Below are 24,727 nucleotides of genomic sequence, written 5' to 3'. Positions count from 1 at the left end.
GGCCCTGTCGTGATCAGATGGCAGCAGCGGTCCGCACGGGCGCGGCGTCCTCGCGCCGGGCGCGCAGTTCCTCGGCGACCAGGAAGGCCAGCTCCAGCGACTGGCTGGCGTTCAGGCGCGGATCGCAGGCAGTGTGATAGCGGTCCGACAGATCCTCGTCCGTGACGGCGCGCACGCCGCCGGTGCATTCGGTCACGTCCTTGCCGGTCATCTCGAAATGCACGCCGCCGGGGATCGTGCCCTCGGCCTTGTGGACGCCGAAGAATTCGCGGACCTCGCGCAGGATCGAATCGAAGGCACGCGTCTTGTAGCCGGTCGACGACTTGATGACGTTGCCGTGCATCGGATCGCAGGACCAGACGACGTTCGCGCCTTCGTCCTGCACCGCGCGGATCAGGCGCGGCAGGTGATCGCCCACCTTGCCCGCACCAAAGCGCGCGATCAGCGTCAGGCGCCCTGCCTCGTTGGCGGGGTTCAGCTTGGCCATCAGCACCTTGAGGTCGTCCGCCGTGGTCGTCGGGCCGCATTTCAGGCCGATCGGATTCTGGACCCCGCGGCAGAACTCGACATGCGCGCCGTCAGGCTGACGCGTCCGGTCGCCGATCCAGATCATGTGGCCCGACCCCGCCACCGGCAGGCCGGTGGTGCTGTCGATGCGGGCCAGGGCCTCTTCGTACTCCAGCAGCAGCGCTTCGTGGCTGGTATAGAAATCGACCTTGGACAGCTGGTGCGCGGTGTCGGAATTGACGCCCGCCGCCTGCATGAAGGCCATCGCATCGCCGATGCGGCCGGCGATGTCGCGGTACCGCGCGGCCTCGGGGCCGCCCACGAAATCGGCGATCCAGCTTTGCACGCGGTGCATGTCCGCGAAACCACCGGTCGAGAAGGCGCGCAGCAGGTTCAGCGACGCCGCCGCCTGGGTATAGGCCGCCAGCATCCGCGTCGGATCAGGAATGCGGGCCTCGGGGGTGAAATCGAACCCATTGATGATGTCGCCGCGATAGCTGGGCAGCTCCACCCCGTCCATCACCTCGGTCGGCGCGCTGCGCGGCTTGGCGAACTGGCCCGCCATGCGCCCGACCTTGATCACGGGCATCTGCGCGCCCCAGGTCAGCACCACGGCCATCTGCAGCAGCACCTTGAAGGTGTCGCGCAGGTTGTCGGCGCTGAATTCGCTGAAGCTTTTCGGCGCAGTCGCCGCCCTGCAGCAGGAAGGCCCGGCCCGCGGCGGCATCCGCCAGCTGGGCGCGCAGGCGGCGCGCCTCTCCTGCAAAGACCAGCGGGGGATAGCGGCGCAGCTGCGATTCCACCCCCGCCAGCGCGGCGGGATCGGTATAGTCGGGCATCTGGACGCGCGGATAGGCGCGCCAGCCGGCCTTGTCCCAATCCTGGGTGGCGGTCTTGCGGGTCTGCTGCGTCATGTCCTGCGCTCCTTGAAAATGTCGCGTCGGTATAAACGCTAACAGTCGGCAGGAAAAGGGTCTGCCGCGGCCCTCCGGAAAGCCCCCTTGCCGTGGCGTCAAAAGGCTGTTTGGGTGCGGGGCGCAACCGCACGCAAAGATAGCCCCCATGCCATCCGAAAAACCGCGACGCTTCACCTTCCTGTTGCTGGATCGATTCACCATGCTGCCCTTCACGGCCGCGATCGAGCCCCTGCGGCTGGCAAACCGCGCGTCGGGGCAGACGCTGTTCGACTGGCGCCTGGTCGGTCCGCGGGGCGACGTGGCGACGTGCTCGAACGGGACGCGGGTGATGCTGGACGGCGGACTGGACCTTGACGCCCCCCCGCCCGGCCGGGACGAGGTCGTGATCGTCTGCGGCGGCACCGACATCGCGCGCGAGGCGACGCGCCCGGTGCTGGCCTGGCTGCGCCGGCAGGCGCGCGGCGGGGCGGCGATGGGGGCGGTCTGCACCGGCACCTGGATCCTGGCCGAGGCCGGGTTGCTGGACGGCCGCAAGGCCACCATCCACTGGGAGAACCACGACGGCCTGGCCGAAGCCTTCCCCGAGGTCGACCTGTTCCGGTCGGTCTTCGTCCATGACGGCAACAGGCTGACCGCGGCGGGCGGAACCAGTTCGATCGACCTGATGCTGCACCTGATCGCGCTGGCGCAGGGGGACGCGCTGGCCGCGGACGTGGCCGACCAGATGCTGCATACCGCGATCCGAACCGACCAGGACAGCCAGCGCCTGTCGATCCCCACCCGCATCGGCGTGCGCCATCCGCGCCTGGCCGCCGTCATCGCGCGGATGGAGGCGAACCTGGAGGACCCGGTCAGCCCCGCCCAGCTGGCGCTGGACGCGGGCATGTCCACCCGGCAGCTGGAACGTCTCTTCCGCCGCTATCTGAACCGCAGCCCCAAGCGGTACTACATGGAGACCCGGCTTTCCCGCGCCCGCAACCTGCTGATGCAGACCGAGATGTCGATCATCGAGATTGCCCTGGCGTCCGGGTTTTCCAGCCCGTCGCATTTCTCGAAATGCTATCGTGCACAATATGGCAGCACGCCCTATCGCGAACGCGGCACCTCGGCGTCGATCCCGGCCTGAGCTGCGGAAATCGTTAACTTTTCCTGAATCGGTTAACCAAGCGTTAACCATTGTCGCCCTAGGGTCCGGTACTGCCCGGTGACATGTGACTGCCGGGTCCGTTCGACCGGCAGCACAAGGGTTTTCCATGGAACATACGATCACGGTCCTGACGATCAGCAATGTCATCCCGGCAGGCGGCATCGGCTTGCTGGCCGATGCCCCGTGGTCGAACGGCGCGCCGATCGTGATGAACGATCCGGTACTCAGTACGATCGTGATCAGCGATGACGACGACGCGTTCCGCAGCGGCACCTATACATACGATGAGACGGACCAGCTTCTGGTCCATGACGCGGTCTTTGGTCACGGGGACAATGCAAAGATCACCCCTGCGGGAACGCAGATGTCGAATTTCGTCGCCTCGATCATCACCTCTGACGCGGAAGACAGCTATGTCGTCATGTATCCGCGCAGCTACGAGCATTATGGCGCCGGCACCGAATTCGGGGGCCGCCAGTCGCTTCTGATCTTCCCCATTCCCGATGACAACGGGATCGAGCCGGTCTTCGACCCCGGGGTGCGCTATACCTATGCAGGCGTTCGCAGCTTCGGGCCGGGTGACGACGCCCAGCCCTGGCCTGCCCCCACGGCGTCGGCCTGTTTTGCGCAGGACACGCTGATCCAGACGGCATCCGGGCCGTGCAGGGTCCAGGACCTGCGTCCCGGCACGCTTTTGCGGACGATGGACCACGGATATCAGCCGGTCCTGTGGATCGGTCATCGCCGGATGCAGGCCCGCGATCTGGACCAGCGTCCCGACCAGCGGCCGATCCTGATCGCGGCCCATGCCCTGGGCCCCGGCCAGCCCGGGCGCGATCTGGTCGTGTCGCCCCAGCATCGGCTGCTGATCCGCTCTCCCATCGCCGAGCGCATGACCGGCAAGGCGGAGGTTCTGGTCGCGGCGCGTCATCTGGTGGGCCTGCCGGGCATCACGGTGCAGGGCGAGCGTTGCGACATCACCTATTGGCACGTGCTGCTGGCCGATCATCAGGTACTGGTGGCCGAGGGTGCGTGGGCGGAAAGCCTGCTGCCCGGTCCCGTCGCCCTGCGCGCCCTTGGGGCGCAGAACGCCCGGCGGATCAGGCAGCTGACGGCGGGACGCGCGCTGACGCCCGCGCGGCCGCTGCTGTCGGGTCGCCACGCCCGGCGCCTGGTGCAGCGGCACGACCGCAACCGCAAGGCGCTGCTGGACGCCTAGAGGCCGACCAGGGCGCGGGCGAATTCGTCCGCGTCAAAGGCGTCCAGGTCGTCGATCTGTTCGCCGACGCCGATCGCATGGATCGGCAGGCCGAAGCGGTCGGCCAAGGCCACCAGCACGCCGCCGCGCGCCGTGCCGTCCAGCTTGGTCATCACCAGTCCCGAGATATTGGCCAGCTTGCGGAAGGTCTCGACCTGGCTCAGGGCGTTCTGGCCGGTGGTGGCGTCCAGCACCAGCAGGGTGTTGTGCGGCGCGTCGGGGTCCTTCTTGCGGATCACGCGGACGATCTTGGCCAGCTCCTCCATCAGGTCCTGGCGGTTCTGCAGGCGGCCGGCGGTGTCGATCATCAGCAGGTCGGCGCCATCGGCCTCGGCCCGGACCATCGCGTCCCATGCCAGGCTGGCCGGGTCGCTGCCCTGCGGCGCGACCATCACCGGCACGCCGGCCCGCTGCCCCCAGACCTGCAGCTGTTCGACCGCCGCGGCGCGGAACGTGTCGCCCGCGGCGATCACCACCGACTTGCCCGCGGCGCGGAACTGGCTGGCCAGCTTGCCGATGGTGGTCGTCTTGCCCGCGCCGTTGACGCCCACGACCAGCACCACCTGCGGCTTCTTCGGATAGATCGGCAGGGGGCGGGCGACCGGGGCCATGATGCGCCCGATCTCGGTCGCCAGAAGCTGTTTGAGCTCGGTCGAGGAGATGCGCCGGCCCATGCGCCCCTCGGCGATGTTGGCTGTGACGCGCAGGGCCGTCTCGACGCCCAGATCGGCCTGGACCAGCATGTCCTCCAGCTCCTCCAACATCTCGTCGTCCAGGGCGCGGCGGGGCTCCTCGACCTGCGCCTCGGCGCGGCCGAACAGGCGCCCGACCAGCCCCGACGGTTCGGGGGCCGCGGCGGGGGCGACGGGAGCCGTTGCGGTCTCTCCGACGATATCGTCCAGCCCCGCCCCGATCTTGGAGGAGGACCGCGTCAGCCGCTCTCGCAGTTTGGTAAAGAACGCCATGATCCGACCTTTCGCTGTGCCGGGCGGACCCTACCCGCTTGCGGCGCCAAGGAAAAGCCGCCCCGACGGATCGGGGCGGCTTTGATGTCCCACGGTTCGGGGGCGCGTCAGCCGCGCATCTGCCGGATCAGCCCCGCCAGCGCCTCGGTCGAGGGGTCGTGGCCGGGCGCGGCCTCTCCCTTCAGCAGCGGTTCGACCTTGAGGGCCAGTTCCTTGCCCAGTTCGACCCCCCACTGGTCAAAGCTGTTGATGCCCAGGATCACGCCCTCGACGAAGACACGCTGTTCATACAGCGCGACGATCTGGCCCAAGGCGAACGGGGTCAGCTGCTCCATCAGCAGCGTGGTCGAAGGCCGGTTGCCGGGGAACACGCGATGGCGGGCCTGACGGTCCAGTTCGGCGCCCTCAAGGCCCTTGGCCTGCATCAGGGCGCGCGCCTCGTCCAGCGACCGTCCGCGCATCAGCGCCTCGGACTGCGCCAGGCAGTTCGCCGCCAGCAGGATGTGGTGATGCGCCAGGTCCGGCTCGTGCCCGCGCGCCGCGAGGATGAACTCGCAGGGGACGGGCATCGTCCCCTGGTGGATCAGCTGATAGAAGGCGTGCTGGCCGTTCGTGCCGGGTTCGCCCCAGACGACGGGGCCCGACACGACCTCCAGATCGCTGCCGTCCATGGCCACGCGCTTGCCGTTCGATTCCATCTCCAGCTGCTGCAGATAGGCGGGAAGGCGCATCAGGCGGTTGTCATAAGGCAGCACCGCGCGGGTCGGATAGCCGCAGATCTGGTGATGCCAGATGCCCGTCAGGGCCAGCATCACCGGCAGGTTCTGCGCCGGTTCGGCCGTGCGGAAATGCGCGTCCATCGCCGCGCCGCCGGCCAGGAACTGGTCGAACGCCTGCGGCCCCACGGCCAGCATCAGGGACAGTCCGATCGGGCCCCAGACCGAATAGCGCCCGCCGACCCAATCCTCGAAGCCGAAGACACGGTCTTCGGCGATTCCGAAATCGGCGGCCTTGGCGGCGGCGGTGGACAAGGCCACGAACTGCGCACCCGGATCGGTGACCGAGGCGGCCATCCAGTCGCGGGCAGTCTGGGCGTTGGTCATCGTCTCGATGGTGGTGAAGGTCTTGGAGGCGACGGTCACCAGCGTCGTGGCCGGGTCCAGCCCCTTCAGCGTGTCGGCGATGTCGGCACCGTCTACGTTGCTGACGAAATGCGTGCGCGGCCCGTCGTGATAGGGCGCCAGCGCCAGCACCGCCATGGCCGGGCCGAGGTCGGACCCGCCGATGCCGATATTGACCACGTCGGTGATGCGACCGCCCTGCCCCGCAAATCCGCCGTCGCGGACCTGGGTCGCAAAGCGGGTCATGCGCTGATGCGTCTCGCGCACCGCGGGCATGACGTCCTGGCCGTCGACGGTGACGCTGCCCTGCAGGTTGCGCAGCGCGGTGTGCAGGACGGCGCGGCCTTCGGTCTCGTTAATCTTCTCGCCCGCGAACATCGCGTCGCGACGGGCCGCCACGGGGGCCGCTAGTTCCAGCAGCAGATCACGCGCGCCCGCGTCGATCATCGTCTTGGAATAGTCGAAGGTCAGTCCGTCCGCCTGCACCCGGTAATCGGTGGCGCGGTCGGCGTCGAACAGCGCCTCGATCCGGCCCGACCCCTGGGCCTTGCGATGATCCTTGAGGCGGTTCCAAAGTGCGGTCATGTCAGTTCCTCATTCGGCCCAGTGGACGGTGGCCTGGTCAAGAAAGGCGCGGATCGGCGCCTGCATCGGGTCCGCCTTCTGCGCGCGCTCCAGCGCCTCGCGCTTTTCGGGGCCCATGATCAGGACGTGGATGTTCAGCGCGTCGGCCAGGACCGGTCGCGTCAGGGTGATGCGCGGCTCCTCGGCGCCATCGGCGCGGATGGCCATGACGGGCGGCGCGCCTGCGGCCATCGCGGCCTCCAGGTGATCGGCGCCGGGGAACAGGCTGGCGGTGTGCATGTCGTTGCCCATGCCCAGCAGCACCACCGTCAACGGCAGGGTCGGCGCCAGCCGCTGTGCCAGGCCATCGGTCGCCAGGTCGGGGGAGGCGTCGCCGGTGTAGAGGTCGATATACTCGGCCGCGGCCGCCTTGTCCTTGAGCAGGTGGCGCCGCAGCAGGCGAGAGTTCGACCGCTTGTGATCCCCATCCACCCACCGTTCGTCGCCCAGGACCACGGTGACGCGGGACCAGTCCAGATCGGTGCCCGACAGCGTCTCGAACACGGGCGCCGGAGAGGTGCCGCCGGGCACGCACAGCGTGGCGCGGTCATTGCCACGCAGATGCTGCGCCAGCTGCGAGGCGATGCGGTCGGCGACTGACAGGGCCAGCATCTCGCGGTCGGGGTATTCCTTGAAATCCATGCTCATGCCCTGATCTCCCTCCAGCGACGGTTGTCGCGGTGCATCAGGCGCAACGCCTCCTCGGGCCCCGAGGATCCGCTGTCATAGGGTTCGGGCCGGCGCTTGCCCTCCTCCCAGGACTTGATGATCGGGTCGGTCCAGGCCCAGGCCGCCTCGACCTCGTCGCCGCGCATGAACAGCGTCTGGTTGCCGCGGATCACGTCCATGATCAGCCGCTCATAGGCGTCGGGCATGTCCGCGCCCTCCGGCCCCAGGGCATCGGCAAAGGACATGTCCAGCGGCACCTGCACCAGGCGCATGCCGCCCGGCCCCGGCTCCTTGATCATCACCTTGAGGTTCATGCCCTCGTTCGGCTGCAGGCGGATGACCAGCTCGTTGGCCTTGGGATGGCCGCTGTCGTCAAAGATCGAATGCGGCGGCTCCTTGAAGGTGATCGCGATCTCGCTGGTCCGCGCGCGCAGCTTCTTTCCGGTGCGTAGATAGAAGGGCGTGCCCTGCCAGCGCCAGTTGGAAATCCGCACCTTCATCGCGACATAGCTTTCGGTCCGCGAATCGGGGTCCTCGGCGTCGGTCAGATAGTCGCTGCCCTCGCCCTGATACTGACCGCGGACGATGTCGGCGGGCTCCAGCGGCTCCAGCGCGCGGATCACCTTCAGCTTTTCGTCGCGCACGGCGTCAGGGTCGAAGTGATAGGGCGGCTCCATCGCGATCAGGCACAGAAGCTGCATCATGTGGTTCTGGACCATGTCCCGGATCGCGCCGGACTTGTCGTAATAGCTGCCGCGTCCGGCCACGCCCACGGTCTCGGCCACGGTGATCTGGACGTGGTCCACGTATTGCGCATTCCACAGCGGTTCGAACAGCACGTTGGCAAAGCGCACCGCCATCAGGTTCTGGACGGTTTCCTTGCCCAGGTAATGGTCGATCCGATAGATCTGCTGTTCGTTGAAATGCTGCGCCAGCGTGGCGTTCAGCGCCTTGGCGCTGGCCAGGTCGCGGCCGAACGGCTTTTCGACCACGATGCGGCTGTCGTCATCGGCGATGCCGTGGCCCGCCAGTCGCTCGGCGATGTCGCCGAACAGCGCCGGCGCGACCGAGAAATAGAACGCATGGACCGCGCCCTTGCGCATCCGGTCCTTCAGCGCCTGCCAGCCGCCCTCGCCCTTGGCATCGATGGAGACATAGCCCAGCAGGCCCAGAAACTCGGCCAGCTGCGGGTCGTCCGCCTTGGCGCCCGCGAATTCGCAGATGGCCTTGGACGCCTCGGCGCGGAAGGCGTCGTCGTCCTGGTCGGTGCGCGCGGCACCGATGATCTGGCTGGTGGCCGGGAACTGTCCCGCCTTGAAGCGCCGGTAGAGACCGGGCAGGATCTTGCGATGGGCCAGATCGCCTGTGGCGCCAAAGATCACAAGGTCGAAGTCATCGACCGGAATGACACGAGAGACCATGCTGTCCTCCTGTTGGGTGGCGTCCGCCTTACCCCTTGTTAGCGATAACAGCAATGCCGTTCAACCTTTCACTGCACGCGCCAGCCGCGGAAGCCGACAGCGCTTCAGCATCTCGGCCATGCTCATGGCACCGCCCGCCGCCTCCGCACGGTCGCGGGCGGCCTGCAGCGCGGACAGGACCGCCGGCCGGTCGCGCGCCAGTAGATCCAACAGGAACGCATCGGGATGGATGGCGCGCAGGCCCAGCCCGGTCATCATCCGCTGTGGAAAATCGCGCAGGTTCGCGGTGACGATCAGCGATGCGTCCCCGGCCAAGGCAGTCTCGACCACATGGCGGTCGGCAGGATCGGGAAAATCCAGGTCGATCGCCGCCTGCCCGTCAGCGGCCCGCACCGCCTGCGGAAAGCGCAGGCGCAGTAGCGCAATCTGGGCCCCCGCGACGCTATCGGCATCAGGGCCGATGCGCGCGGCGGCGCGGTGCCATTCCTCCAGGATGCGGTCCGACCAAAGCGCGTGGTAAAGCCCCGCCTGCGCCAGATCGGTCAGGATCTCGCGCAGGATGGTGGGGAACAGCACATTGGCGTCCAAGACGGCGCGCATCAGTCCAGCCGGAAGAACAGCGCCTTGAGGTAGCCCGTCTCGGCCAGCTGCGGCAGGGTCGGATGGTCGGGCCCGGCCTGACCCGTGTGGATCAACACCCCCGCGCCGCCCGCCGCGTCCGATGCCGCGCGCGCTGACGTTGCGGAAGGCGGTCAGGTCGGCGGCGTGCGAACAGCTGCACAGGACCAGATAGCCACCCGGCGCGACCAACGGCGCGGCCATCTTGGCCACCCGCTCATAGGCGCGCAGGCCCTTTTCCAGCGCGGGCTTCGACGGCGCGAAGGCCGGCGGGTCGCAGACCACCACGTCGAAGGTCCGCCCCTGTTCGGCCAGGGCCTCCAGCGCGTTGAAGGCATCCGACTGCTGCGTCTCCAGCCGGTCGGCGGCACCCATGGCGGCCGCACCGCCCCGTGCCAGCTCCAGCGCAGGCGCGCTGCCGTCGATGCAAAGCGCGCTGTCGGCCCCCGCCGCCAACGCCGCCAGGCCGAAACCACCCCACATGGCTGAACACGTCCAGGACCGAGCCGCCATCCACCAGCCGCTGCGCGAAGGCGTGGTTCGGGCGCTGGTCGAAGAACAGGCCCGTCTTCTGCCCGCCCAGCAGGTCGGCCAGATAGGTCGCGCCGTTCATGCGGACCTGGACCGGACCGGATGGGGCCGCGCCACGGATGACCTCCAGCCGCTCGGCCAGACCTTCCAGGCCCCGCGACCGGCCCTGCCCGTTCAGAACGACCGTGGAGACGCCCGCGACCTCGATCAGCGCATCGGCGATGTCCTCGGCCATGCCGTCGGCCCAGGCCGCGTTGGGCTGGATCACGGCCGCGTCGCCAAAGCGGTCGATAACCAGGCCCGGCAGACCGTCGGCCTCGGCATGGACCAGACGATAGAAGGGCTCGTCATAGATCCGCTCGCGCATCTGCAGGGCGCGGGTCAGGCGCGCGCGCAGCCAGGCGCCGTCGATCACCGCGCCCGGGTCGGTGTCCATCACGCGGGCGATGATCTTGCTGACCGGGTTCACGGTCACCAGGGCCAGCGGCTGACGCTCGGCATCCTCCAGCACGGCCAGGCCGCCGGGGGGCAGCGCCTTGGTGCGGCGGTCCAGCACCGCCTCGTCGGCAAAGACCCAGGGGAAGCCGTGGCGGATCGCCTGCGGCTTGGATTTCGGGCGCAACCGGATCACGGCGCGATCGTTGGGATGGCCGGCGGTCTGGTCGTCGCTGTGCAGTTCGCTCATGGCAAAACTCCTTTTGCGGTCGATCTGACATTTCCCACCCCCGCGCACAAGGCTGGCCACCGCCAATGGTTGAACCGTTAACGCTAACGGCGTATAGTGCCGCAAAGCCAGAGGAGGCACCCATGACCCTTCACGCCATGATCGACCGCGTCACCGACCGCATCCGCGAGCGGTCCCATGACAGCCGCAGCGCCTATCTGGCCAAGATCGCCCGTGCGGCGCAGGACGGCCCGGCCCGTGCGCACCTGTCCTGCGGCAACCAGGCCCATGCCTATGCCGCGATGGACGACAAGGTCGACATGGCGACGACGCGAAAGCCCAATATCGGGATCGTGACGGCCTATAACGACATGCTGTCGGCGCATCAGCCCTTTGAACGCTATCCCGACGTGATCCGCGCCGCGGGTCGCGCGGCGGGGGCAACGGTGCAGGTCGCGGGCGGCGTCCCGGCCATGTGCGACGGCGTGACGCAAGGCCGCCCGGGGATGGAGCTGTCGCTGTTCTCGCGCGACGTGATCGCCCTGGCCGCCGGGGTGGCCCTGTCGCATGACTGCTTTGATTCGGCCCTGTATCTGGGCGTCTGCGACAAGATCGTGCCGGGCCTGATCATCTCGGCAGCGACCTTCGGGCATATCCCGGCGGTCTTCGTCCCCGCGGGTCCGATGCCCTCGGGCCTGCCCAATGACGAGAAATCCAAGGTCCGCCAGCAATTCGCCACCGGAGAGGTCGGCCGCGACGAGCTGATGAAGGCCGAGATGGCCAGCTATCATTCGGCTGGCACCTGCACCTTCTACGGCACCGCGAACACCAACCAGATGCTGATGGAGTTCATGGGCCTGCACCTGCCTGGCTCAAGCTTCGTGAACCCGAACACGCCGCTGCGCGAGGCGCTGACCGTGGCCGCGGTCCAGCGTGCGGCGCAGATCACCAATCTGGGCAACGAATACACTCCCGCCGGTCAGGTGCTGGACGAACGCGCCTTCGTGAACGGCATCGTCGGCCTGATGGCCACGGGCGGGTCCACGAACCTGGTCCTGCACCTGCCGGCGATGGCGCGGGCTGCGGGCGTCATCATCGACATCGCCGATTTCCACGACCTGTCGGAGAATGTGCCGCTGATGGCGCGGGTCTATCCCAACGGGCTGGCCGACGTGAACCATTTCCACGCGGCGGGGGGCCTGGGCTACATGATCGGGCAGCTGCTGGAGGCGGGCCTGCTGCACCCGGACGTCAAGACGATCACGGGGTCGGGGCTGGACAGCTATGTCCGCGAACCCAAGCTGGACGGCGACGCCATCCGGTGGGAGGACGGCGCGCGCACCACGCTGAACGACCGCATCCTTCGCCCCGCCAGCGATCCGTTCGCAGCCACGGGCGGGCTGAAGCAGCTGCAGGGCAACCTGGGCCGCGGCGTCATCAAGATCAGCGCCGTCGCCCCCGAACGCCACCTGATCGAGGCCCGCGCCCGCGTGTTCCAGGACCAGGAATCGGTCAAGACCGCCTTCCGCGCCGGGGAGTTCACCGAGGACACGATCGTCGTCGTCCGCTTTCAGGGGCCGCGCGCCAACGGCATGCCGGAACTGCATTCGCTGACCCCTACGCTGGCGGTTCTGCAGGACCGCGGCCTCAAGGTCGCGCTGGTCACCGACGGGCGCATGTCGGGCGCATCGGGCAAGGTGCCTGCCGCCATCCACGTCTCGCCCGAGGCGGCGATGGGCGGTCCGCTGGCGCGGCTGCGCGATGGCGACCGGGTGCGGCTGGATGCGGCGAACGGCACGCTGGAATGCCTGGAGGCCGATTTCGACATCCGCGATGCCGCCGTCTTCGACCCCAAGGGCAGCCACGAGGGCCTGGGACGCGAGCTGTTCGCGGCCTTCCGCGCCAATGCCGGGCCTGCGACCGAAGGCGCGGGCGTGGTGGTCTGATCCGTCAGGCGGCGGCGGCAACCTCGCAGACGACGCGGCGCAGATAGCCCGCGAAATCCGAGGCCGTCCGCCGCGCCGGGCCGTCCGCCACATAGACGTTCAACCAGGTCGGCGGCAGCGGCGGCAGCCCGCCGCCATGTTCCACATCCTCCAGCCCCGCCTGCGGAATGCCGCGCGGGCGCACGGTGACGCCCAGATCGGCGGCGGCCAGGATGTGCCAGTTCTCGTCCCCGCCCTCTCCGGCAGGGTGGGTCCAGCCGATGCCTGCCGCATCCAGCGCGGCGATGGCCGCGGGGTAATAGGCGCAATGCGACGATGTCGCCAGCGCCAGCGGCCGGTCCTGCCATGCGCTGCCGCCCACGGCGCCCACCCAGGCCAGATCGACCTTGGCCAGATGGATCGCGCCCGCCGGCGCCTCGAATTCGGTGGTCAGGATGACGTCATGTTCGCCCCGCCGCATCTGCGCCCGCAGGTCCTTGGTCCGGGCGTCGCGCATGACCAGTTCGACCTGCGGGTAATCCTTGCGAAAGGCGCGCACGGTCTGGGCGACCTTGGCGAACAGCCAGTCGCTGCTGAGACCCACGCGCAGCTTCTGTTCGGGCTGCAGCCCGGTATAGCGCGACAGGATCGCATCGTTCAGCGCCACCAGCTTGCGGCTTTCGCCCAACAGGTCCTGCGCGAAATCCGACAGGATGACCCCGCGGCCGACTTTGGCCAGCATGGGACGGCCGAACACCTCCTCCAGCCGCTTCATCTGCATCGACAGGGCGCTTTGCGTCATGTTCAGCGCCTCGGCCGCCCGGGTGACGGCACCGTATTCGGCGACCGCCTGCAAGGACCGCAGCGTCGCGATATCCAGATTGCGCATCATCCATTTTCCCTGATGGATCACATCAAAACCATTCGTTTCACAAATACCCCCTTGGACGATATTCATCAACTAGAAAGATGATCGAAACCGTATCCATCATCACTGCTGATGCATTAAATCAAGGAGTCTGAACGATGACCCAGAAGAACGCCCTGCTGCGCGTGGTGACCGGCCATGGCATCCTGCCCCGCCCCTGGTGGGTGGAACGCGTATTGACCATGTTCGATGTACGCCGCACCCGGATCGACCTGTCGCGCCTGTCCGACGACCAGCTGCGCGACATCGGGCTGACCCGCGACGACGTGATCGCCGAGATGTCCCGCCCCATCTGGGACGTGCCCGCTCATTGGCGCCAGGACCGGGACGTCCGCTGCTAGGCCAGGTCGTGCGGCGGGCCGAAGCGGGCGCGCATCCGCGTCTCGATCTGGTCGCGGGTCTGGCGATAGGCCGCCAGCCGCGCCTCGCGCCCTTCGGCAAGGCCGGTCGGGTCCATGATCGGCCAGTATTCCACGTCCAGATGCGCATGACGCGTCATCTCCAGCGCCATCCGCTGGCTGGCCGGCGACAGGGCCACGATCAGGTCGAACTGGCCAAGGTCGTCGCCCCAGTCCTGCATCTCCTCGAAGCTGCGGCTGCGGTGGTTGGCCAGCGGCACGCCGATCTCGTCGCAGACGGCGATGGCGAAGCCGTCGACCTCCATGTCGTTCTTCACGCCCGCAGACTGGACATAGGCCGCGCGGCCATAGAACTTCTTCATCATCCCCTCGGCCATGGGCGAGCGGATGGAATTGTGGTCGCAGCAGAACAGAACCGATGAGGGGATCTTGTCCTGCGTCATCGGATTAGCCCTGCGGGATCAGCGCACAGATCAGGGTGAACAGGCGGCGCGCGGTGTCGATGTCCAGGCTGGCCTTGCCCTCCAGCCGCTCCTGCAGGGTGCGCGCGCCTTCGTTGTGGATGCCGCGCCGGGCCATGTCGATCGCCTCGATCTGGGCGGGGGGCAGGCGCTTGACCGCGTCGAAATAGCTTTGGCAGATCTGGAAGTAGTCCTTGACCACCTGCCGGAACGGCCCAAGGGACAGGTGGAACTCGGCCACCTTGGTCGCGTCCTCGGCGGTGACGTCGAAGACCAGCCGCCCTTCGCGGATGCACAGCTCCAGCACGAAGGGCCCGTCTGGCGCGGCGCCCCCGTCGCGGCCGGGAACAGCAAAGCTGTTGTCCTCGATCAGATCGAAGATGGCGACGCGCCGCTCCTGCTCCATTTCCGGCGTGGCCGGGGCGATGGCGCTGTCGTCGATCTCGATCCGGATGATGCGCGTCATTCATGCGGTCTTTCGTTCAGGGTCCCCAGCCGAGCCTGAACCGAAGCGCCATGCGCCTGCAAGCCCTCCGATGCGGCCAGACGCACGGCGGCCGGTCCGATCGCGGCCAATGCCCCCGGCGTCAGCCGCGCCATGGTGGTGCGTTTCAGGAAATCCATCACCGACAGGCCCGAACTGAACCGGGCCGAGCGCGCCGTGGGAAGGACGTGATTCGGCCCGCTGACATAGTCGCCCACCGCTTCGGGCGTGTGGGCGCCTAGAAAGATCGCGCCGGCATGGATGCATTTGGCCGCCAGCGCCTCGGGGTCGGCCACGCAGAGCTCCAGATGCTCGGGCGCGATGCGGTTCGACAGGGCCGCCGCGTGATCCAGGTCCTCCACCACGATCAGCGTGCCGTAATCGCGCCAGCTGGCCCCCGCGATGGCCGCGCGATCCAGCGTCGGAATGATCCGCTCGACCTCGGCCGCGACCGCGCGGGCCATGGCGGGGTCGGTGGTGATCAGGATCGACTGCGCATCCGCGTCATGCTCGGCCTGCGCCAGCAGATCCCAGGCCAGCCATTCGGGGTTCTGGTCCGCGTCCGCGATCACCAGCACCTCGGAGGGGCCTGCGATCATGTCGATGCCCACCCGGCCAAAGACCTGCCGCTTGGCCGCCGCGACATAGGCATTGCCCGGCCCGGTGATCTTGTCGACGGGCGCGATGGTGTCGGTGCCGTAGGCCATGGCCGCCACCGCCTGCGCGCCGCCGATGCGATAGATCTCATCGACGCCGGACAGCTGCGCCGCCAGCAGGACCAGCGGGTTGATCACCCCGTCCGGCGTCGGCACGCAGATGACCAGCCGTTCCACCCCCGCCACCCGCGCCGGGATCGCGTTCATCAGCACGCTGGAGGGATAGGCCGCCTGCCCGCCCGGCACATAGAGGCCCGCCGCCGACACGGCACTCCACCGCCAGCCCAGGGTCGCGCCCTCGGGGTCGGTCCAGCTGGCATCCTCGGGCATCTGGCGGGCGTGATAGGCGCGGATGCGCTCGGCCGCCAGGGCCAGGGCCGCGCGGTCCTCGGGCGTCACGCGGGCCACCTGCTCCGCGATCTCCTCGGGAGAGAAGCGCAGCGTGGCGGGCGTCAGGTCCAGCCGGTCGAACCGGGTCGTCAGATCGCACAGGGCCGCGTCGCCGCGGTCGCGGACATCGCGGATGATGGCGGTGACCGCGTCGTTCACGTCCGACGAATGCTCGCGCTTGGCACCCAGCATCGCGCGGAAGCCCTGTTCGAAATCGGCATCGGTGCTGTTCAGAAAGACCGGCATCATCATTCCCTTCGTGTTCCCGCGCGCCCCTATCCTGCGCCCCCGTCCGGCTCAAGCGTCAGGGGGCGGACAGGATGCCGCGGGCTTCGTTCTTGCCCAAAGACCCGGAAGCGGCCCTAGTCAGGATGCCGCGGTGCCTTGCCCGACACCGCCCGATGCGGGCGTGTCACGTCGCGCAGGTCCAGATTGATGCATTCCACATCGGCCAGGATGGTCCCGTCCCCCGCGAAATCCAGCGACAGGCGACCTGTCCCGTCCTCTCCAGCCTGCCAGCGGATCGCCAGCAGCGACAGGACGGTGTCCCCGTCGTGCCCGACGCCGTCGCTGACGACGCGCATCACGTCGCTGATGACCAGCACCGAACGCACGCGTTCGAATTCGCGGTTCTGCAACCGGGCGTCCGCGGCATCCTCCCACCGAAAGCGCGTGATCAGCAGCGACAGCCGCCGCGCCTTGGCATCATGGCTGATGTCGGCGCCTGTCAGCACCGCATCCTGGACCAGCGACGACAGGATGCGCAGGTCGGCCTCGTCCTCGGCCCTCAGGGCCAGCGGCCGGGGGTCGGCATCGGCGAAACGGGCATCCTCTGCCATGGATCACTCCTCCTTGACGCGTTCGATATGGGCACCCACGCCGCGCAGCTTGCGCACGACATGTTCGTAACCCCGATCCAGGTGATAGACGCGGCTGACGGTCGTCTGCCCCTGCGCGGCCATCCCCGCCAGGATCAGGCTGACCGAGGCGCGCAGGTCGGTGGCCATCACCGGCGCCCCGCGCAGCTTCTCGACCCCGGTGACGGTCGCATGGCCGCCGTGAACCTCGATCTGCGCGCCCATGCGGGCCAGTTCGGGCGCATGCATGAAGCGGTTCTCGAAGATCGTCTCCTCCAGCACCGACGTGCCCTCGGCCAGGCACATCAAGGCCATGAACTGCGCCTGCAGGTCGGTGGGGAACCCGGGGAAGGGCTCGGTCCGAACATCGACGGCGCGCACGCGGCCGTTCCTGCGCGCGACCTTGAGCCCGCGCTCGGTTTCCTCGACGCTGATCCCGGCCTCGTCCAGCTTCTCGCAGAAGGCCGCCAGCAGCTCGATCCGGCCGCCCAGCAGCTCGACCTCGCCGCCGCACATGGCGGGCGCCAGCATATAGGTTCCCAGTTCGATCCGGTCGGTCACCACCGGATGCGTCGCGCCATGCAGTGCCTGCACGCCCTGGATGGTGATGGTCCCCGTCCCCTCGCCCTCGATCTGGGCGCCCATCGCACGCAGGCAGCGGGCCAGATCGACGATCTCGGGCTCGCGCGCGGCGTTCTTAAGGACGGTCGTGCCGCGCGCCAGCGTCGCGGCCATCAGCGCGTTTTCCGTCGCGCCCACCGACACGACCGGGAAGTCGAAGACCGCGCCCTTCAGGCCCCCCGCCGGTGCCTTGGCGTGGACATAGCCCTCGCACAGGTCCAGCGTTGCCCCCATCGCCTCCAGCGCGCGCAGGTGCAGGTCCACGGGCCGCGCCCCGATCGCGCAGCCGCCGGGTAGCGACACCTCGGCCACGCCGTCCCGCGCCAGCATCGGCCCCAGCACCAGGATCGAGGCACGCATCTTGCGCACGATGTCGTATTCCGCCCGGTGGCTGGCCATCGCATGGCTGGACAGCGCCAGAACCTGGCCCTCCTGAAGGCTGGCGACCTCGGCCCCAAGCGAGCCCAGCAGCGCGGTCATGGTGCGGATGTCGGACAGGCGCGGCGCATTGGTCAGCGTCAGCGGCTGATCGGTCAGCAGCGTCGCGGGCATCAGCGTCAGGCAGGCGTTCTTGGCACCCGCGATGGGGATTTCCCCGTGAAGCGGGCCGTTCCCCGTGACGATGATCTGGTCCATCAGCTGTCCTTGCCTGTCTCGCCGCCCGCATCCGGGGCAGTCTTGTTGTCGTCCCGATCCGCCCGCGCCCGCGCCTGTTCCTTGCGCCGTGCCAGATTCGCGCGCAGCGCCTTTCGCAGGCGTTCCTCGCGGCTGTCGGGGCTTGGCTTGTCATTGCGTCGGTCGGTCATGGCAGTCCTGTTAGCGCCGCGCGGGCCGCACGTCCAGCAAACGCACACGCCGCGCGCGATCAATCGCCAAAATCCCGAAAAATCGTTCGGACCCCCTTGCAGGGGTCGAAACCTTTGTCTAAACGCCCCCTCACGTTGCTGTGGTAGCTCAGTGGTAGAGCACACCCTTGGTAAGGGTGAGGTCGAGAGTTCAATCCTCTCTCACAGCACCATTCACCCACAAATGCACCCAGATCCCGCGCCGCAGGGTTGTTGCGTCACCCGCAAATGCTGCGGATGACGCTTGGCGATCACACGTCCGCTTCGCAGACGGCGTCGCCCCAGGGGCTCATGATCTCGGTCGCGCCGCAGTTCCGGCCCGCCTGGCGCATCACGCCCGCGGGCACGGCGAAGGCATAGGGATGGACCGTTCGCCGGGCGGTCGTCATGGGGCCTAGGGCGGCCAGCGCCTGCGCCACGTCCTGCGGCAGATCCTTGTCCATGACCGTGCCTGTCGCGGCGGAGGCATCGATGCGCGGCGTGTGGAACGCCTGTTCCAGGTCCATCCCGAAATCAACCATGAAGCTGACCAGGTTGGCCACCGCGGGCAGGATCTTGCGCCCGCCCGACGCGCCGATGGCAAACATCCGGTCGCCCACCTGCCCGACGGTGGGACAGACGTTCATCAGGCACCGCTTGCCCGGCGCCAGCGAATTCGGTCGACCCTGCTCGGGGTCGAACCACATGATGCCGTTGTTCAGCAGCATCCCGGTCTGCCCGGACACGACATGGCTGCCGAACATCGACAGCAGGGTCTGGGTGACGTTCACCATGTTGCCGTGCCGGTCCACGACGCTGAAGCTGGTGGTGCAGGCCGGGGCGCGCGGGCTTTCGCCTGTGTCGCCCGCATGGGCCAGCCGGTCGCGATAAGCATCGCCCAGGCCTGACGCCAGCGCGGCATAGCTGGCCGCCGACGGCGCATCACCGGGATCGAAGGCCGCCTGCATCTGCTGCAGGGCCGTGACCAGTTCGGCCCCCGCGGACAGACCCGATGGCGCGTGGATGACGGCATCGCGATAGTGGACCGTCCGGGGCGCACGGGCCTCTGCCTGATAGCTGCGCAGATCCTCCATCGACAGGCTGCCGCCCTTGGCGCGCACGTCGTCGACCAGCATCCGGCCGATGTCGCCGTGATAAAAATCCTGGGCACCATGATCGGCCAGCCGGCGCAGGGTGGCCGCATGGACGCGCTGATCCAGGCGCGCGGCCGAGGCCGTGGTCCAACCGGCGATGTCGGGCCATTGCCCGTCCACCAGGAACAGCGCCGCCGCATCGGGGTCCTGCGCCAGCTGGCGCGCCGCGGACGCGATCAACAGCGACGAATACCAGTCGAGCAGCATCCCCTCCTCTGCCAAGGCCACGGCGGGGGCCAGCAGATCGCCCCAGTCGCGCGTCCCGTACTGCCGATGGGCCAGCGCCATCCCGGCGACCGTGCCCGGCACTGCGACAGAGGTCGCGCCATAGATGTTGCGGTCGTCCCTGACGCGCGTCCAGGGAAACAGGTCCGCCGCCTGCCGCCCCGGCTCCAGCGGATAGTCGGCGACGTCAAGGCCCGCGGGTGCGCGCATCCCGAACTCGATCGTCTCGGCCCGCTGTTCACCCGCGCGCCACAGGGTCATCATGCCGCCGCCCATCGGACCCGACATCCACGGCTCGACCACGCCCACCGCAAAGGACGTCGCGACCGCCGCGTCCATCGCGTCGCCCCCGGCGGCCAGGACCGCGGCGCCGACCTCGGCCGCCCTGCGATGCTGCGCGGCGACGACGCCGCCATCGGTCCAGACGACCTCCTTGCGGATGCGTTGCGTTCTGGAGAAATTCGACATGGCCTGGCCTTCCGTGATCGACATCGGCTGCGGGGGGACGCCCCGCCCCACCTGAGCGCGTCGGGCAGCGTCATGCAAGGGCGGGCCGCCCGACATGTGCAAACTTGACACCGCCGGTCGTCCGGTTAAGTCGGCACCGGTCGTTCACGACGGAACGGCCATCCGACGATCCTCCTCCGTACAGGCCGACGCATCAGGGCTGCATCATCAGCGCCGGTCGCAGCGCACGGGCCGAGATCCTCTGAAATCATGCGCCCTATGGACCCGCCATGACATCCACCCGACCATCCGCCCCGCCCGCCGGCGCGGCCCCCGCCAATTCGCCCGCCCAGGTCCTGACGGCCAGCCTCATCGGCACGACGATCGAATTCTTCGACTTCTACATCTATGCGACGGCCGCGGTGCTGATCTTTCCGTCGCTGTTCTTTCCGGGATCGGACCCGACCACGGCGCTGCTGGCGTCCTTCGCGACCTTCTCGATCGCGTTCTTCGCGCGGCCGTTGGGGGCCATCGTCTTCGGCCATTACGGCGACCGCATCGGGCGCAAGGCCACGCTTGTCGCCGCGCTTCTGACGATGGGGGTGTCGACCGTCACCATCGGTCTGCTGCCGACCTATGACCAGATCGGCGTCTGGGCGCCGCTGCTGCTGGCGCTGTGCCGGTTCGGCCAGGGCTTCGGCCTGGGCGGCGAATGGGGCGGGGCCGTGCTGCTGGCGACCGAGAACGCACCCGAGGGCAAGCGCAGCTGGTACGGGATGTTCCCGCAACTGGGCGCGCCCGTCGGTCTTCTGCTGTCGTCGGGGTTCTTCTGGGTGCTGCTGCACTTCATCACCCAGGACGAGCTGCTGGCCTGGGGCTGGCGGCTGCCGTTCCTGTCGTCGATCCTGCTGGTCGGGATCGGCCTGTGGATCCGCCTGTCCATCACCGAGACCCCCGAATTCGCCGAGGCCGTGAAAAAGGACAAGCGCGTGTCCGTCCCCTTGGCCGAACTGTTCCGCCATCACAAGCTGAGCGTGTTCCTGGGCACCTTCGCGGCGCTCGCGACCTTCGTGCTGTTCTATCTGGCGACGGCGTGGCTGCTGTCCTACAACGTCAAGGTCCTGGGGATCCCGTTCAAGGATGCCTTGCTGATCCAGATCTATGGATCGGTCGTCTTCGGCCTGACGATCCCCTTTGCCGGCAAGATCGCGGATCGCACCGGGCGCTATGGCTTCTTGATCATCGTGACCATCCTGATCGGGGCCTTTGCCCTGTCCTTCGGGTCGCTGATGCAGGGCAGCGCCCAGAACGAGGCCAGCGTCTATCTGTTCGTCACGATCAGCCTGATGCTGATGGGCCTGACCTATGGGGTCATCGGGGCGGCGCTGGCCGCGCCCTTCCCGGCCCAGGTCCGCTATACCGGGTCATCGCTGACGTTCAATTTTGCCGGCATCTTCGGTGCGTCGCTGGCACCTTATGCAGCAACCTGGCTGCAGATGAACTATGGCATGGCGCAGGTCGGATACTATCTGCTGGGCGCCGCCGTGATCTCGTTGATCTGCATCGTGGCCACGGGGCGCGACAAGATCTGATCGCCGGCCGGCGATCCTTGCACCCCGCGCCCGGCGGCGCGGGATGCATCCGTCATGCACAGCCGCGCAGACAGGCCCCAAGCGTGGATCGCTGCCCACCATCGGCGTCGAAATTGTCGGGCGCCAGCCACGCCAGATAGCCGGGCCGCAGTTCCTGCCAGTCTTGATCGGTCATCGCGAACCAGGCCGTGTCGCGGTTGGTCCCCTTGACGACCATGTGCTGCCGAAAGACCCCCTCGGGCCGAAAACCGAAACGCAGGGCGGCCCGTTTCGAGGGCGCGTTCAGGTCGTTGCATTTCCATTCGAACCGCCGATAGCCCAACGCAAAGACGTGGTCAGCGAACAGGAACAGCGCCTCGGTCGCCATGCGGCTGCGCTGCAGGGCGGGGCCCCACATGATGCTGCCAATCTCGATCACGCCACGGGTGCGGTCGATCCGCATCAGCGCCTGACGACCCTCGGCGCGGCCCGTGGCGGCATCGACCACCGCAAAGAACATCGGGTCTGGCGATGTCGATGCATGGTCGACCCAATCCGCAAAGGCGCCACGATCCTGGGGCGGATGCTCGAAAAGCCAGCGAAAGCGGTCATCGGCCCCGTCCGCGGATGCGGCAGCGTACAGCGTCCCTGCATGACCGGCCTGCAGCGGTTCCAGCCGCACGTATCGTCCGATGATCGGCGCCCGCGCGGGGGCCGGGGGCGGTGACCAACGCGTCAGGTCCACATGCATGTCCCATCGTTCCTTTCCAAGGCTGGCGGTCCGTTGCGCCACGGACGGACCCGCGCGACGCCTGACCCGGGATGGCCCCCGGGCATCACACCGGCGCCTCGACCAGCGTCAGTGCCCCGTCGGGCAGCGGCCGCTGCAGCTCAGTTGCCGGTATGCCGTCCAGCCAGGCGTGCCATTCCTGGGGGCGCGTCAGGATCACCGGCATCGCCTTGGGATGGATCGGCGCGACCTCGGCGTTCGGAGGACAGGTCAGAAAGGCATAGAGGTCGTCGACCGTCTCTCCGTCCTTGACCTTGCGGACCGATCGCCAGCCACGCGTCTCGATCCCGGCGAAGAACAGGGTCGCGCCCGGGTCGGCGGGTGCGAACCACTGCACGCCCTTGCCCTTGCCGCGCGGTTCGGAAAAGCTGGTCAGCGGCACCAGACAGCGATGCTCGCGGCCAAGCCAGCGCCGCCAATGGGGGGACTCCAGGTTGCGGACATTCGTGACGCCCGGGTCGCGTTCCGTCTTCAGCGCAAAGCGCGGCGACGGCATGCCCCACCGCGCCTTGACCAGTTCCGGCCCGTCCGCGCCGTTCCGGATGATCGGCGCCATCTGGTCGGGATAGACGCTGCCCGGCGCCAGGTTTCCCGACCGGTCCGTCAGCCCGTCGATCAACCGGACCAGCGCCTCCTGCGGCGTCGTGTGGTTGTAAAGGTTGCAGATCGCCCCGCCCTCCGCTGGTTCGCGTCCATTTCTGGGCCCGCCCCGGACCGGCGTCAATGACCCGCCGGCCACGGTGACAGGCACCGCGGGCATGGGGCCGCCGCGGTGTCAGCCGTGCTCTTCGGCGGCGGTCTGTTCCAGGGCCTGGTTCAGGGCGCGCAGGACGTCGACGTGATGGACGCTGCCGATCAGGCGCAGGGGGTCGTCCGGGCCGTCGCAGGCCGTCACGGCCAGAAACACCGCGCCGCTTCGTTCGAACAGCGGCAGGGCCTCGGCCAGGGTGGTGGTCGGGGCCACGGTCGGACCGCGTTCCGCCATGGCACGGACCAGATCCTCGGCCGGGGCATCCGGGGCGTCCAGCGCGCGGATGACCGGCGTGACGCGCAGCTGATGGGGCAGCCAGGCCTGCGGCCCTTCGGAGAGATGGATGCCCCGCCTTTCCAGCTGGGTCAGGAAGAACGACCGCCTGACCAGGGTCGACGCCAGGGCCGAACTGAGGGAGACCGAGGTCATCACCGCGATGCCCGTCTGCCAGTCTCCGGTCATTTCGAACACGATCAGCGCGGTCGAGATGGGGGCGCCCAGGACCGCCGCGCCGACCGCGGCCATGCCGGCAAAGGCATAGACGTTGACGCTGCCGGAGTAGCCGGGCGCAAGGGTCGTGGCGATGATCCCGAACGCCAGGCCGGTCAGCGACCCCATGACCAGCGCGGGCGAGAACACCCCGCCCCCCATGCGCCCGCCCAGCGTGATCGCGACCGCCAACGCCTTGACGACCGCGAACATGACCGCCTGCCCCAGGCCGATCTGGCCGGACAGCGCCGCGGCGGTGGTTTCATAGCCCACGCCGATGATGTGCGGAAAGGGGATGGCGATCACGCCAAGGGCAAGCCCCGCCAGCGCGGGCCGGGACCAGCGCGGCCAGCCGATCCGCGCCATCGCCCGCGTCGCCAGGCTGTCAGCGCGAAAGATCCCGCCCATCATCGCCGCCGCGACCAGCGCGCAGACAAGGCCCAGAACCATGAAGGCGGGCAGTTCGATATGGAAGGCCAGGTCAGGCTCGACCGGCAGCATGAATTCGGTCAGGCCGCCGAACTGCAGCCGGTTGATGACCGTGCCCGCCACCGCGGCGATCGCGATCGGGGCAAAGGCGCGCGTCGCGAAATGCCGCAGCACGACCTCATGCGCGAAAAGCGCCCCGGCGATGGGCGCGTTGAAGCTGGCGGCGACCGCACCCGCAACGGCGCATCCCAACAGCTCCCTGCCGGTCACCGGGCTGGCCTTGATGCGCCGCGCGACCGCGGTCGAGACGACGCCGGCCAGATGCACGACGGGCCCCTCGCGCCCGGAACTGCCGCCGGTGCCCAGCGTGATCAGCGAGGCCGCGGCCGATGCCAGACCCTCGCGGACCTCGACCCGGCCCCCGTCCAGCGCCGCGCCCTCGATCACGTCGGACACGGCGCGCACCCGCCCGTCTGGGGTAAAGCGATCCAGGATCAGCCCGACGACAAGTCCGCCCAGGACCGGCACCACCAGCACCCAGGCCCAAGGCAGGTCGCGCGCGACGCTGGCCAGCGTCAGGTCGTCGGCGCCGTAGAGGGCCGTCTGAACCCCCGAGATACCCAGCCTGAACCCAAGCGCCGCAAATCCCGCCGCGATGCCGATCAGCAGCGCCAGCACCCAGAACTGCACCTGTCGCAGGGCCCGGTGGGCCGCAATGCGCAGGACCGGATACAAGTCGCGGCGCCATCGGCGCAGGGTGCGTCTGACAAGAAGGGTGAAGGCAGGTCTCATTCGGGCAAGGCTGGCACAGCATCGTCATCTTGGCGAGGGTGATCCGTCATGCGGACATGGTGTACGGCCCATGGCCGGGACCGGCACGGCGTTCCACCGATACCGGGCACCCCACATCGGCGGCGGCTGATC

At 68.4% G+C, this 24,727-nt stretch carries 20 protein-coding genes, 1 tRNA gene and 3 pseudogenes; 6 read left to right on the top strand and 18 right to left on the bottom strand.

What is annotated here, in order from left to right:
- Positions 1–13 precede the first annotated feature (13 nt).
- Positions 14–1,421: pseudogene (locus F1642_RS02045) on the bottom strand (class II 3-deoxy-7-phosphoheptulonate synthase).
- Between the two features lie 148 nt (positions 1,422–1,569).
- On the opposite strand from F1642_RS02045, the gene F1642_RS02040 reads away from it, so the two are divergent.
- Together F1642_RS02040 and F1642_RS02035 are read left to right on the top strand one after the other, a co-directional pair.
- Complete coding sequence (locus F1642_RS02040) at positions 1,570–2,550, top strand: GlxA family transcriptional regulator (protein WP_045999452.1); 981 nt, start codon at positions 1,570–1,572, stop codon at positions 2,548–2,550.
- Between the two features lie 127 nt (positions 2,551–2,677).
- Positions 2,678–3,790, top strand: coding sequence for a Hint domain-containing protein (locus tag F1642_RS02035; protein ID WP_194885335.1), 1,113 nt, complete (start codon positions 2,678–2,680; stop codon positions 3,788–3,790).
- Here the strand turns inward: F1642_RS02035 and ftsY are convergent.
- From ftsY to F1642_RS02005, 6 genes and pseudogenes are all read right to left on the bottom strand, one after another.
- Positions 3,787–4,794, bottom strand: coding sequence for a signal recognition particle-docking protein FtsY (ftsY, locus tag F1642_RS02030; protein ID WP_139597430.1), 1,008 nt, complete (start codon positions 4,792–4,794; stop codon positions 3,787–3,789). The genes F1642_RS02035 and ftsY overlap by 4 nt on opposite strands.
- A gap of 107 nt (positions 4,795–4,901) precedes the next feature.
- Positions 4,902–6,500, bottom strand: a complete 1,599-nt coding sequence (gene pgi / locus F1642_RS02025; RefSeq protein ID WP_194885334.1) for a glucose-6-phosphate isomerase — start codon at positions 6,498–6,500, stop codon at positions 4,902–4,904.
- A gap of 9 nt (positions 6,501–6,509) precedes the next feature.
- The gene (gene pgl, locus F1642_RS02020) at positions 6,510–7,181 is read right to left on the bottom strand and encodes a 6-phosphogluconolactonase (RefSeq protein ID WP_194885474.1); all 672 of its coding nucleotides are present in this window, start codon (positions 7,179–7,181) and stop codon (positions 6,510–6,512) included.
- Between the two features lie 2 nt (positions 7,182–7,183).
- The gene (zwf, locus tag F1642_RS02015) at positions 7,184–8,629 is read right to left on the bottom strand and encodes a glucose-6-phosphate dehydrogenase (protein ID WP_045999456.1); all 1,446 of its coding nucleotides are present in this window, start codon (positions 8,627–8,629) and stop codon (positions 7,184–7,186) included.
- Between the two features lie 60 nt (positions 8,630–8,689).
- Positions 8,690–9,214, bottom strand: a pseudogene (locus F1642_RS02010) (RSP_2648 family PIN domain-containing protein); the annotation flags it as partial.
- A gap of 14 nt (positions 9,215–9,228) precedes the next feature.
- Positions 9,229–10,463, bottom strand: a pseudogene (locus F1642_RS02005) (RSP_2647 family RNA methyltransferase).
- 122 nt (positions 10,464–10,585) lie between these two features.
- On the opposite strand from F1642_RS02005, the gene edd reads away from it, so the two are divergent.
- Positions 10,586–12,388 carry a phosphogluconate dehydratase gene (gene edd / locus F1642_RS02000; RefSeq protein ID WP_194885332.1) on the top strand — a complete coding sequence of 601 codons (1,803 nt, stop codon included), beginning with the start codon at positions 10,586–10,588 and terminating at the stop codon, positions 12,386–12,388.
- Positions 12,389–12,392: 4 nt separating this feature from the next.
- Here the strand turns inward: edd and F1642_RS01995 are convergent, their stop codons facing one another.
- Positions 12,393–13,259 (bottom strand): LysR family transcriptional regulator, encoded by an 867-nt coding sequence (locus tag F1642_RS01995; protein ID WP_194885331.1) that lies wholly within the window; start codon positions 13,257–13,259, stop codon positions 12,393–12,395.
- A gap of 134 nt (positions 13,260–13,393) precedes the next feature.
- On the opposite strand from F1642_RS01995, the gene F1642_RS01990 reads away from it, so the two are divergent.
- Complete coding sequence (locus F1642_RS01990; RefSeq protein WP_127898244.1) at positions 13,394–13,636, top strand: DUF1127 domain-containing protein; 243 nt, start codon at positions 13,394–13,396, stop codon at positions 13,634–13,636.
- Here the strand turns inward: F1642_RS01990 and F1642_RS01985 are convergent.
- The 6 genes from F1642_RS01985 to F1642_RS01960 form a co-directional block, all read right to left on the bottom strand.
- A complete protein-coding gene (locus tag F1642_RS01985) occupies positions 13,633–14,097 on the bottom strand; it encodes a low molecular weight phosphatase family protein (RefSeq protein WP_045999460.1) in 465 nt (154 codons plus the stop codon). The two genes, F1642_RS01990 and F1642_RS01985, sit on opposite strands and share 4 nt — an antisense overlap.
- A gap of 4 nt (positions 14,098–14,101) precedes the next feature.
- A complete protein-coding gene (locus tag F1642_RS01980; protein ID WP_045999461.1) occupies positions 14,102–14,581 on the bottom strand; it encodes a UPF0262 family protein in 480 nt (159 codons plus the stop codon).
- Positions 14,578–15,891 (bottom strand): histidinol dehydrogenase, encoded by a 1,314-nt coding sequence (hisD, locus tag F1642_RS01975; protein WP_194885330.1) that lies wholly within the window; start codon positions 15,889–15,891, stop codon positions 14,578–14,580. The genes F1642_RS01980 and hisD overlap by 4 nt, the downstream gene beginning before the upstream one ends.
- Before the next feature lie 116 nt (positions 15,892–16,007).
- Entirely contained in the window at positions 16,008–16,484 is a 477-nt protein-coding gene (locus F1642_RS01970) for a DUF2948 family protein (protein WP_045999462.1), read from the bottom strand.
- A gap of 3 nt (positions 16,485–16,487) precedes the next feature.
- Positions 16,488–17,759, bottom strand: coding sequence for a UDP-N-acetylglucosamine 1-carboxyvinyltransferase (gene murA / locus F1642_RS01965; protein ID WP_194885329.1), 1,272 nt, complete (start codon positions 17,757–17,759; stop codon positions 16,488–16,490).
- On the bottom strand, positions 17,759–17,929 hold the full coding sequence (locus F1642_RS01960; protein WP_194885328.1) for a hypothetical protein: 171 nt from the start codon (positions 17,927–17,929) through the stop codon (positions 17,759–17,761). The genes murA and F1642_RS01960 overlap by 1 nt, the downstream gene beginning before the upstream one ends.
- Before the next feature lie 137 nt (positions 17,930–18,066).
- On the opposite strand from F1642_RS01960, the gene F1642_RS01955 reads away from it, so the two are divergent.
- Positions 18,067–18,141 (top strand) — tRNA-Thr (locus F1642_RS01955).
- A gap of 78 nt (positions 18,142–18,219) precedes the next feature.
- On the opposite strand, the gene F1642_RS01950 is transcribed toward F1642_RS01955, so the two are convergent.
- Positions 18,220–19,794, bottom strand: a complete 1,575-nt coding sequence (locus F1642_RS01950) for a gamma-glutamyltransferase (RefSeq protein WP_194885327.1) — start codon at positions 19,792–19,794, stop codon at positions 18,220–18,222.
- Positions 19,795–20,063: 269 nt separating this feature from the next.
- Here F1642_RS01950 and F1642_RS01945 point away from each other — a divergent pair, with 269 nt between their 5' ends.
- Positions 20,064–21,365 carry an MFS transporter gene (locus F1642_RS01945; RefSeq protein ID WP_148911832.1) on the top strand — a complete coding sequence of 434 codons (1,302 nt, stop codon included), beginning with the start codon at positions 20,064–20,066 and terminating at the stop codon, positions 21,363–21,365.
- A 52-nt stretch (positions 21,366–21,417) separates the two neighbouring features.
- On the opposite strand, the gene F1642_RS01940 is transcribed toward F1642_RS01945, so the two are convergent.
- The 3 genes from F1642_RS01940 to F1642_RS01930 all read right to left on the bottom strand — a co-directional run bounded on the left by F1642_RS01940 (position 21,418) and on the right by F1642_RS01930 (position 24,595).
- Positions 21,418–22,095, bottom strand: coding sequence for a GNAT family N-acetyltransferase (locus F1642_RS01940; RefSeq protein WP_194885326.1), 678 nt, complete (start codon positions 22,093–22,095; stop codon positions 21,418–21,420).
- A gap of 85 nt (positions 22,096–22,180) precedes the next feature.
- The gene (locus F1642_RS01935) at positions 22,181–22,894 is read right to left on the bottom strand and encodes an SOS response-associated peptidase (protein ID WP_206692639.1); all 714 of its coding nucleotides are present in this window, start codon (positions 22,892–22,894) and stop codon (positions 22,181–22,183) included.
- A 15-nt stretch (positions 22,895–22,909) separates the two neighbouring features.
- Positions 22,910–24,595 carry a chloride channel protein gene (locus tag F1642_RS01930; protein WP_194885325.1) on the bottom strand — a complete coding sequence of 562 codons (1,686 nt, stop codon included), beginning with the start codon at positions 24,593–24,595 and terminating at the stop codon, positions 22,910–22,912.
- Positions 24,596–24,727: the final 132 nt, after the last annotated feature.

The sequence above is a fragment of the Paracoccus sp. NBH48 genome, from assembly GCF_015390265.1.
Lineage (GTDB): Bacteria > Pseudomonadota > Alphaproteobacteria > Rhodobacterales > Rhodobacteraceae > Paracoccus > Paracoccus marcusii.
Note: the sequence above shows the minus strand (reverse complement) of the source record. Positions and strands in the feature narration are given on the sequence as shown.

What these genes read in the sequence shown, in the direction of transcription:
- F1642_RS01970 (WP_045999462.1), bottom strand. Translation starts at nt 16,484, where the DNA reads ATGGCAGAGGATGCCCGTTTCGCCGATGCCGACCCCCGGCCGCTGGCC.
- murA (WP_194885329.1), bottom strand. Translation starts at nt 17,759, where the DNA reads ATGGACCAGATCATCGTCACGGGGAACGGCCCGCTTCACGGGGAAATC.
- F1642_RS01940 (WP_194885326.1), bottom strand. Translation starts at nt 22,095, where the DNA reads ATGCATGTGGACCTGACGCGTTGGTCACCGCCCCCGGCCCCCGCGCGG.
- F1642_RS02040 (WP_045999452.1), top strand. Translation starts at nt 1,570, where the DNA reads ATGCCATCCGAAAAACCGCGACGCTTCACCTTCCTGTTGCTGGATCGA.
- F1642_RS01935 (WP_206692639.1), bottom strand. Translation starts at nt 22,894, where the DNA reads ATGCCCGCGGTGCCTGTCACCGTGGCCGGCGGGTCATTGACGCCGGTC.
- F1642_RS01950 (WP_194885327.1), bottom strand. Translation starts at nt 19,794, where the DNA reads ATGTCGAATTTCTCCAGAACGCAACGCATCCGCAAGGAGGTCGTCTGG.
- F1642_RS01945 (WP_148911832.1), top strand. Translation starts at nt 20,064, where the DNA reads ATGACATCCACCCGACCATCCGCCCCGCCCGCCGGCGCGGCCCCCGCC.
- F1642_RS01930 (WP_194885325.1), bottom strand. Translation starts at nt 24,595, where the DNA reads ATGAGACCTGCCTTCACCCTTCTTGTCAGACGCACCCTGCGCCGATGG.
- F1642_RS01985 (WP_045999460.1), bottom strand. Translation starts at nt 14,097, where the DNA reads ATGACGCAGGACAAGATCCCCTCATCGGTTCTGTTCTGCTGCGACCAC.
- F1642_RS01960 (WP_194885328.1), bottom strand. Translation starts at nt 17,929, where the DNA reads ATGACCGACCGACGCAATGACAAGCCAAGCCCCGACAGCCGCGAGGAA.
- hisD (WP_194885330.1), bottom strand. Translation starts at nt 15,891, where the DNA reads ATGCCGGTCTTTCTGAACAGCACCGATGCCGATTTCGAACAGGGCTTC.
- edd (WP_194885332.1), top strand. Translation starts at nt 10,586, where the DNA reads ATGACCCTTCACGCCATGATCGACCGCGTCACCGACCGCATCCGCGAG.
- F1642_RS02035 (WP_194885335.1), top strand. Translation starts at nt 2,678, where the DNA reads ATGGAACATACGATCACGGTCCTGACGATCAGCAATGTCATCCCGGCA.
- F1642_RS01980 (WP_045999461.1), bottom strand. Translation starts at nt 14,581, where the DNA reads ATGACGCGCATCATCCGGATCGAGATCGACGACAGCGCCATCGCCCCG.
- pgi (WP_194885334.1), bottom strand. Translation starts at nt 6,500, where the DNA reads ATGACCGCACTTTGGAACCGCCTCAAGGATCATCGCAAGGCCCAGGGG.
- zwf (WP_045999456.1), bottom strand. Translation starts at nt 8,629, where the DNA reads ATGGTCTCTCGTGTCATTCCGGTCGATGACTTCGACCTTGTGATCTTT.
- ftsY (WP_139597430.1), bottom strand. Translation starts at nt 4,794, where the DNA reads ATGGCGTTCTTTACCAAACTGCGAGAGCGGCTGACGCGGTCCTCCTCC.
- pgl (WP_194885474.1), bottom strand. Translation starts at nt 7,181, where the DNA reads ATGGATTTCAAGGAATACCCCGACCGCGAGATGCTGGCCCTGTCAGTC.
- F1642_RS01995 (WP_194885331.1), bottom strand. Translation starts at nt 13,259, where the DNA reads ATGATGCGCAATCTGGATATCGCGACGCTGCGGTCCTTGCAGGCGGTC.
- F1642_RS01990 (WP_127898244.1), top strand. Translation starts at nt 13,394, where the DNA reads ATGACCCAGAAGAACGCCCTGCTGCGCGTGGTGACCGGCCATGGCATC.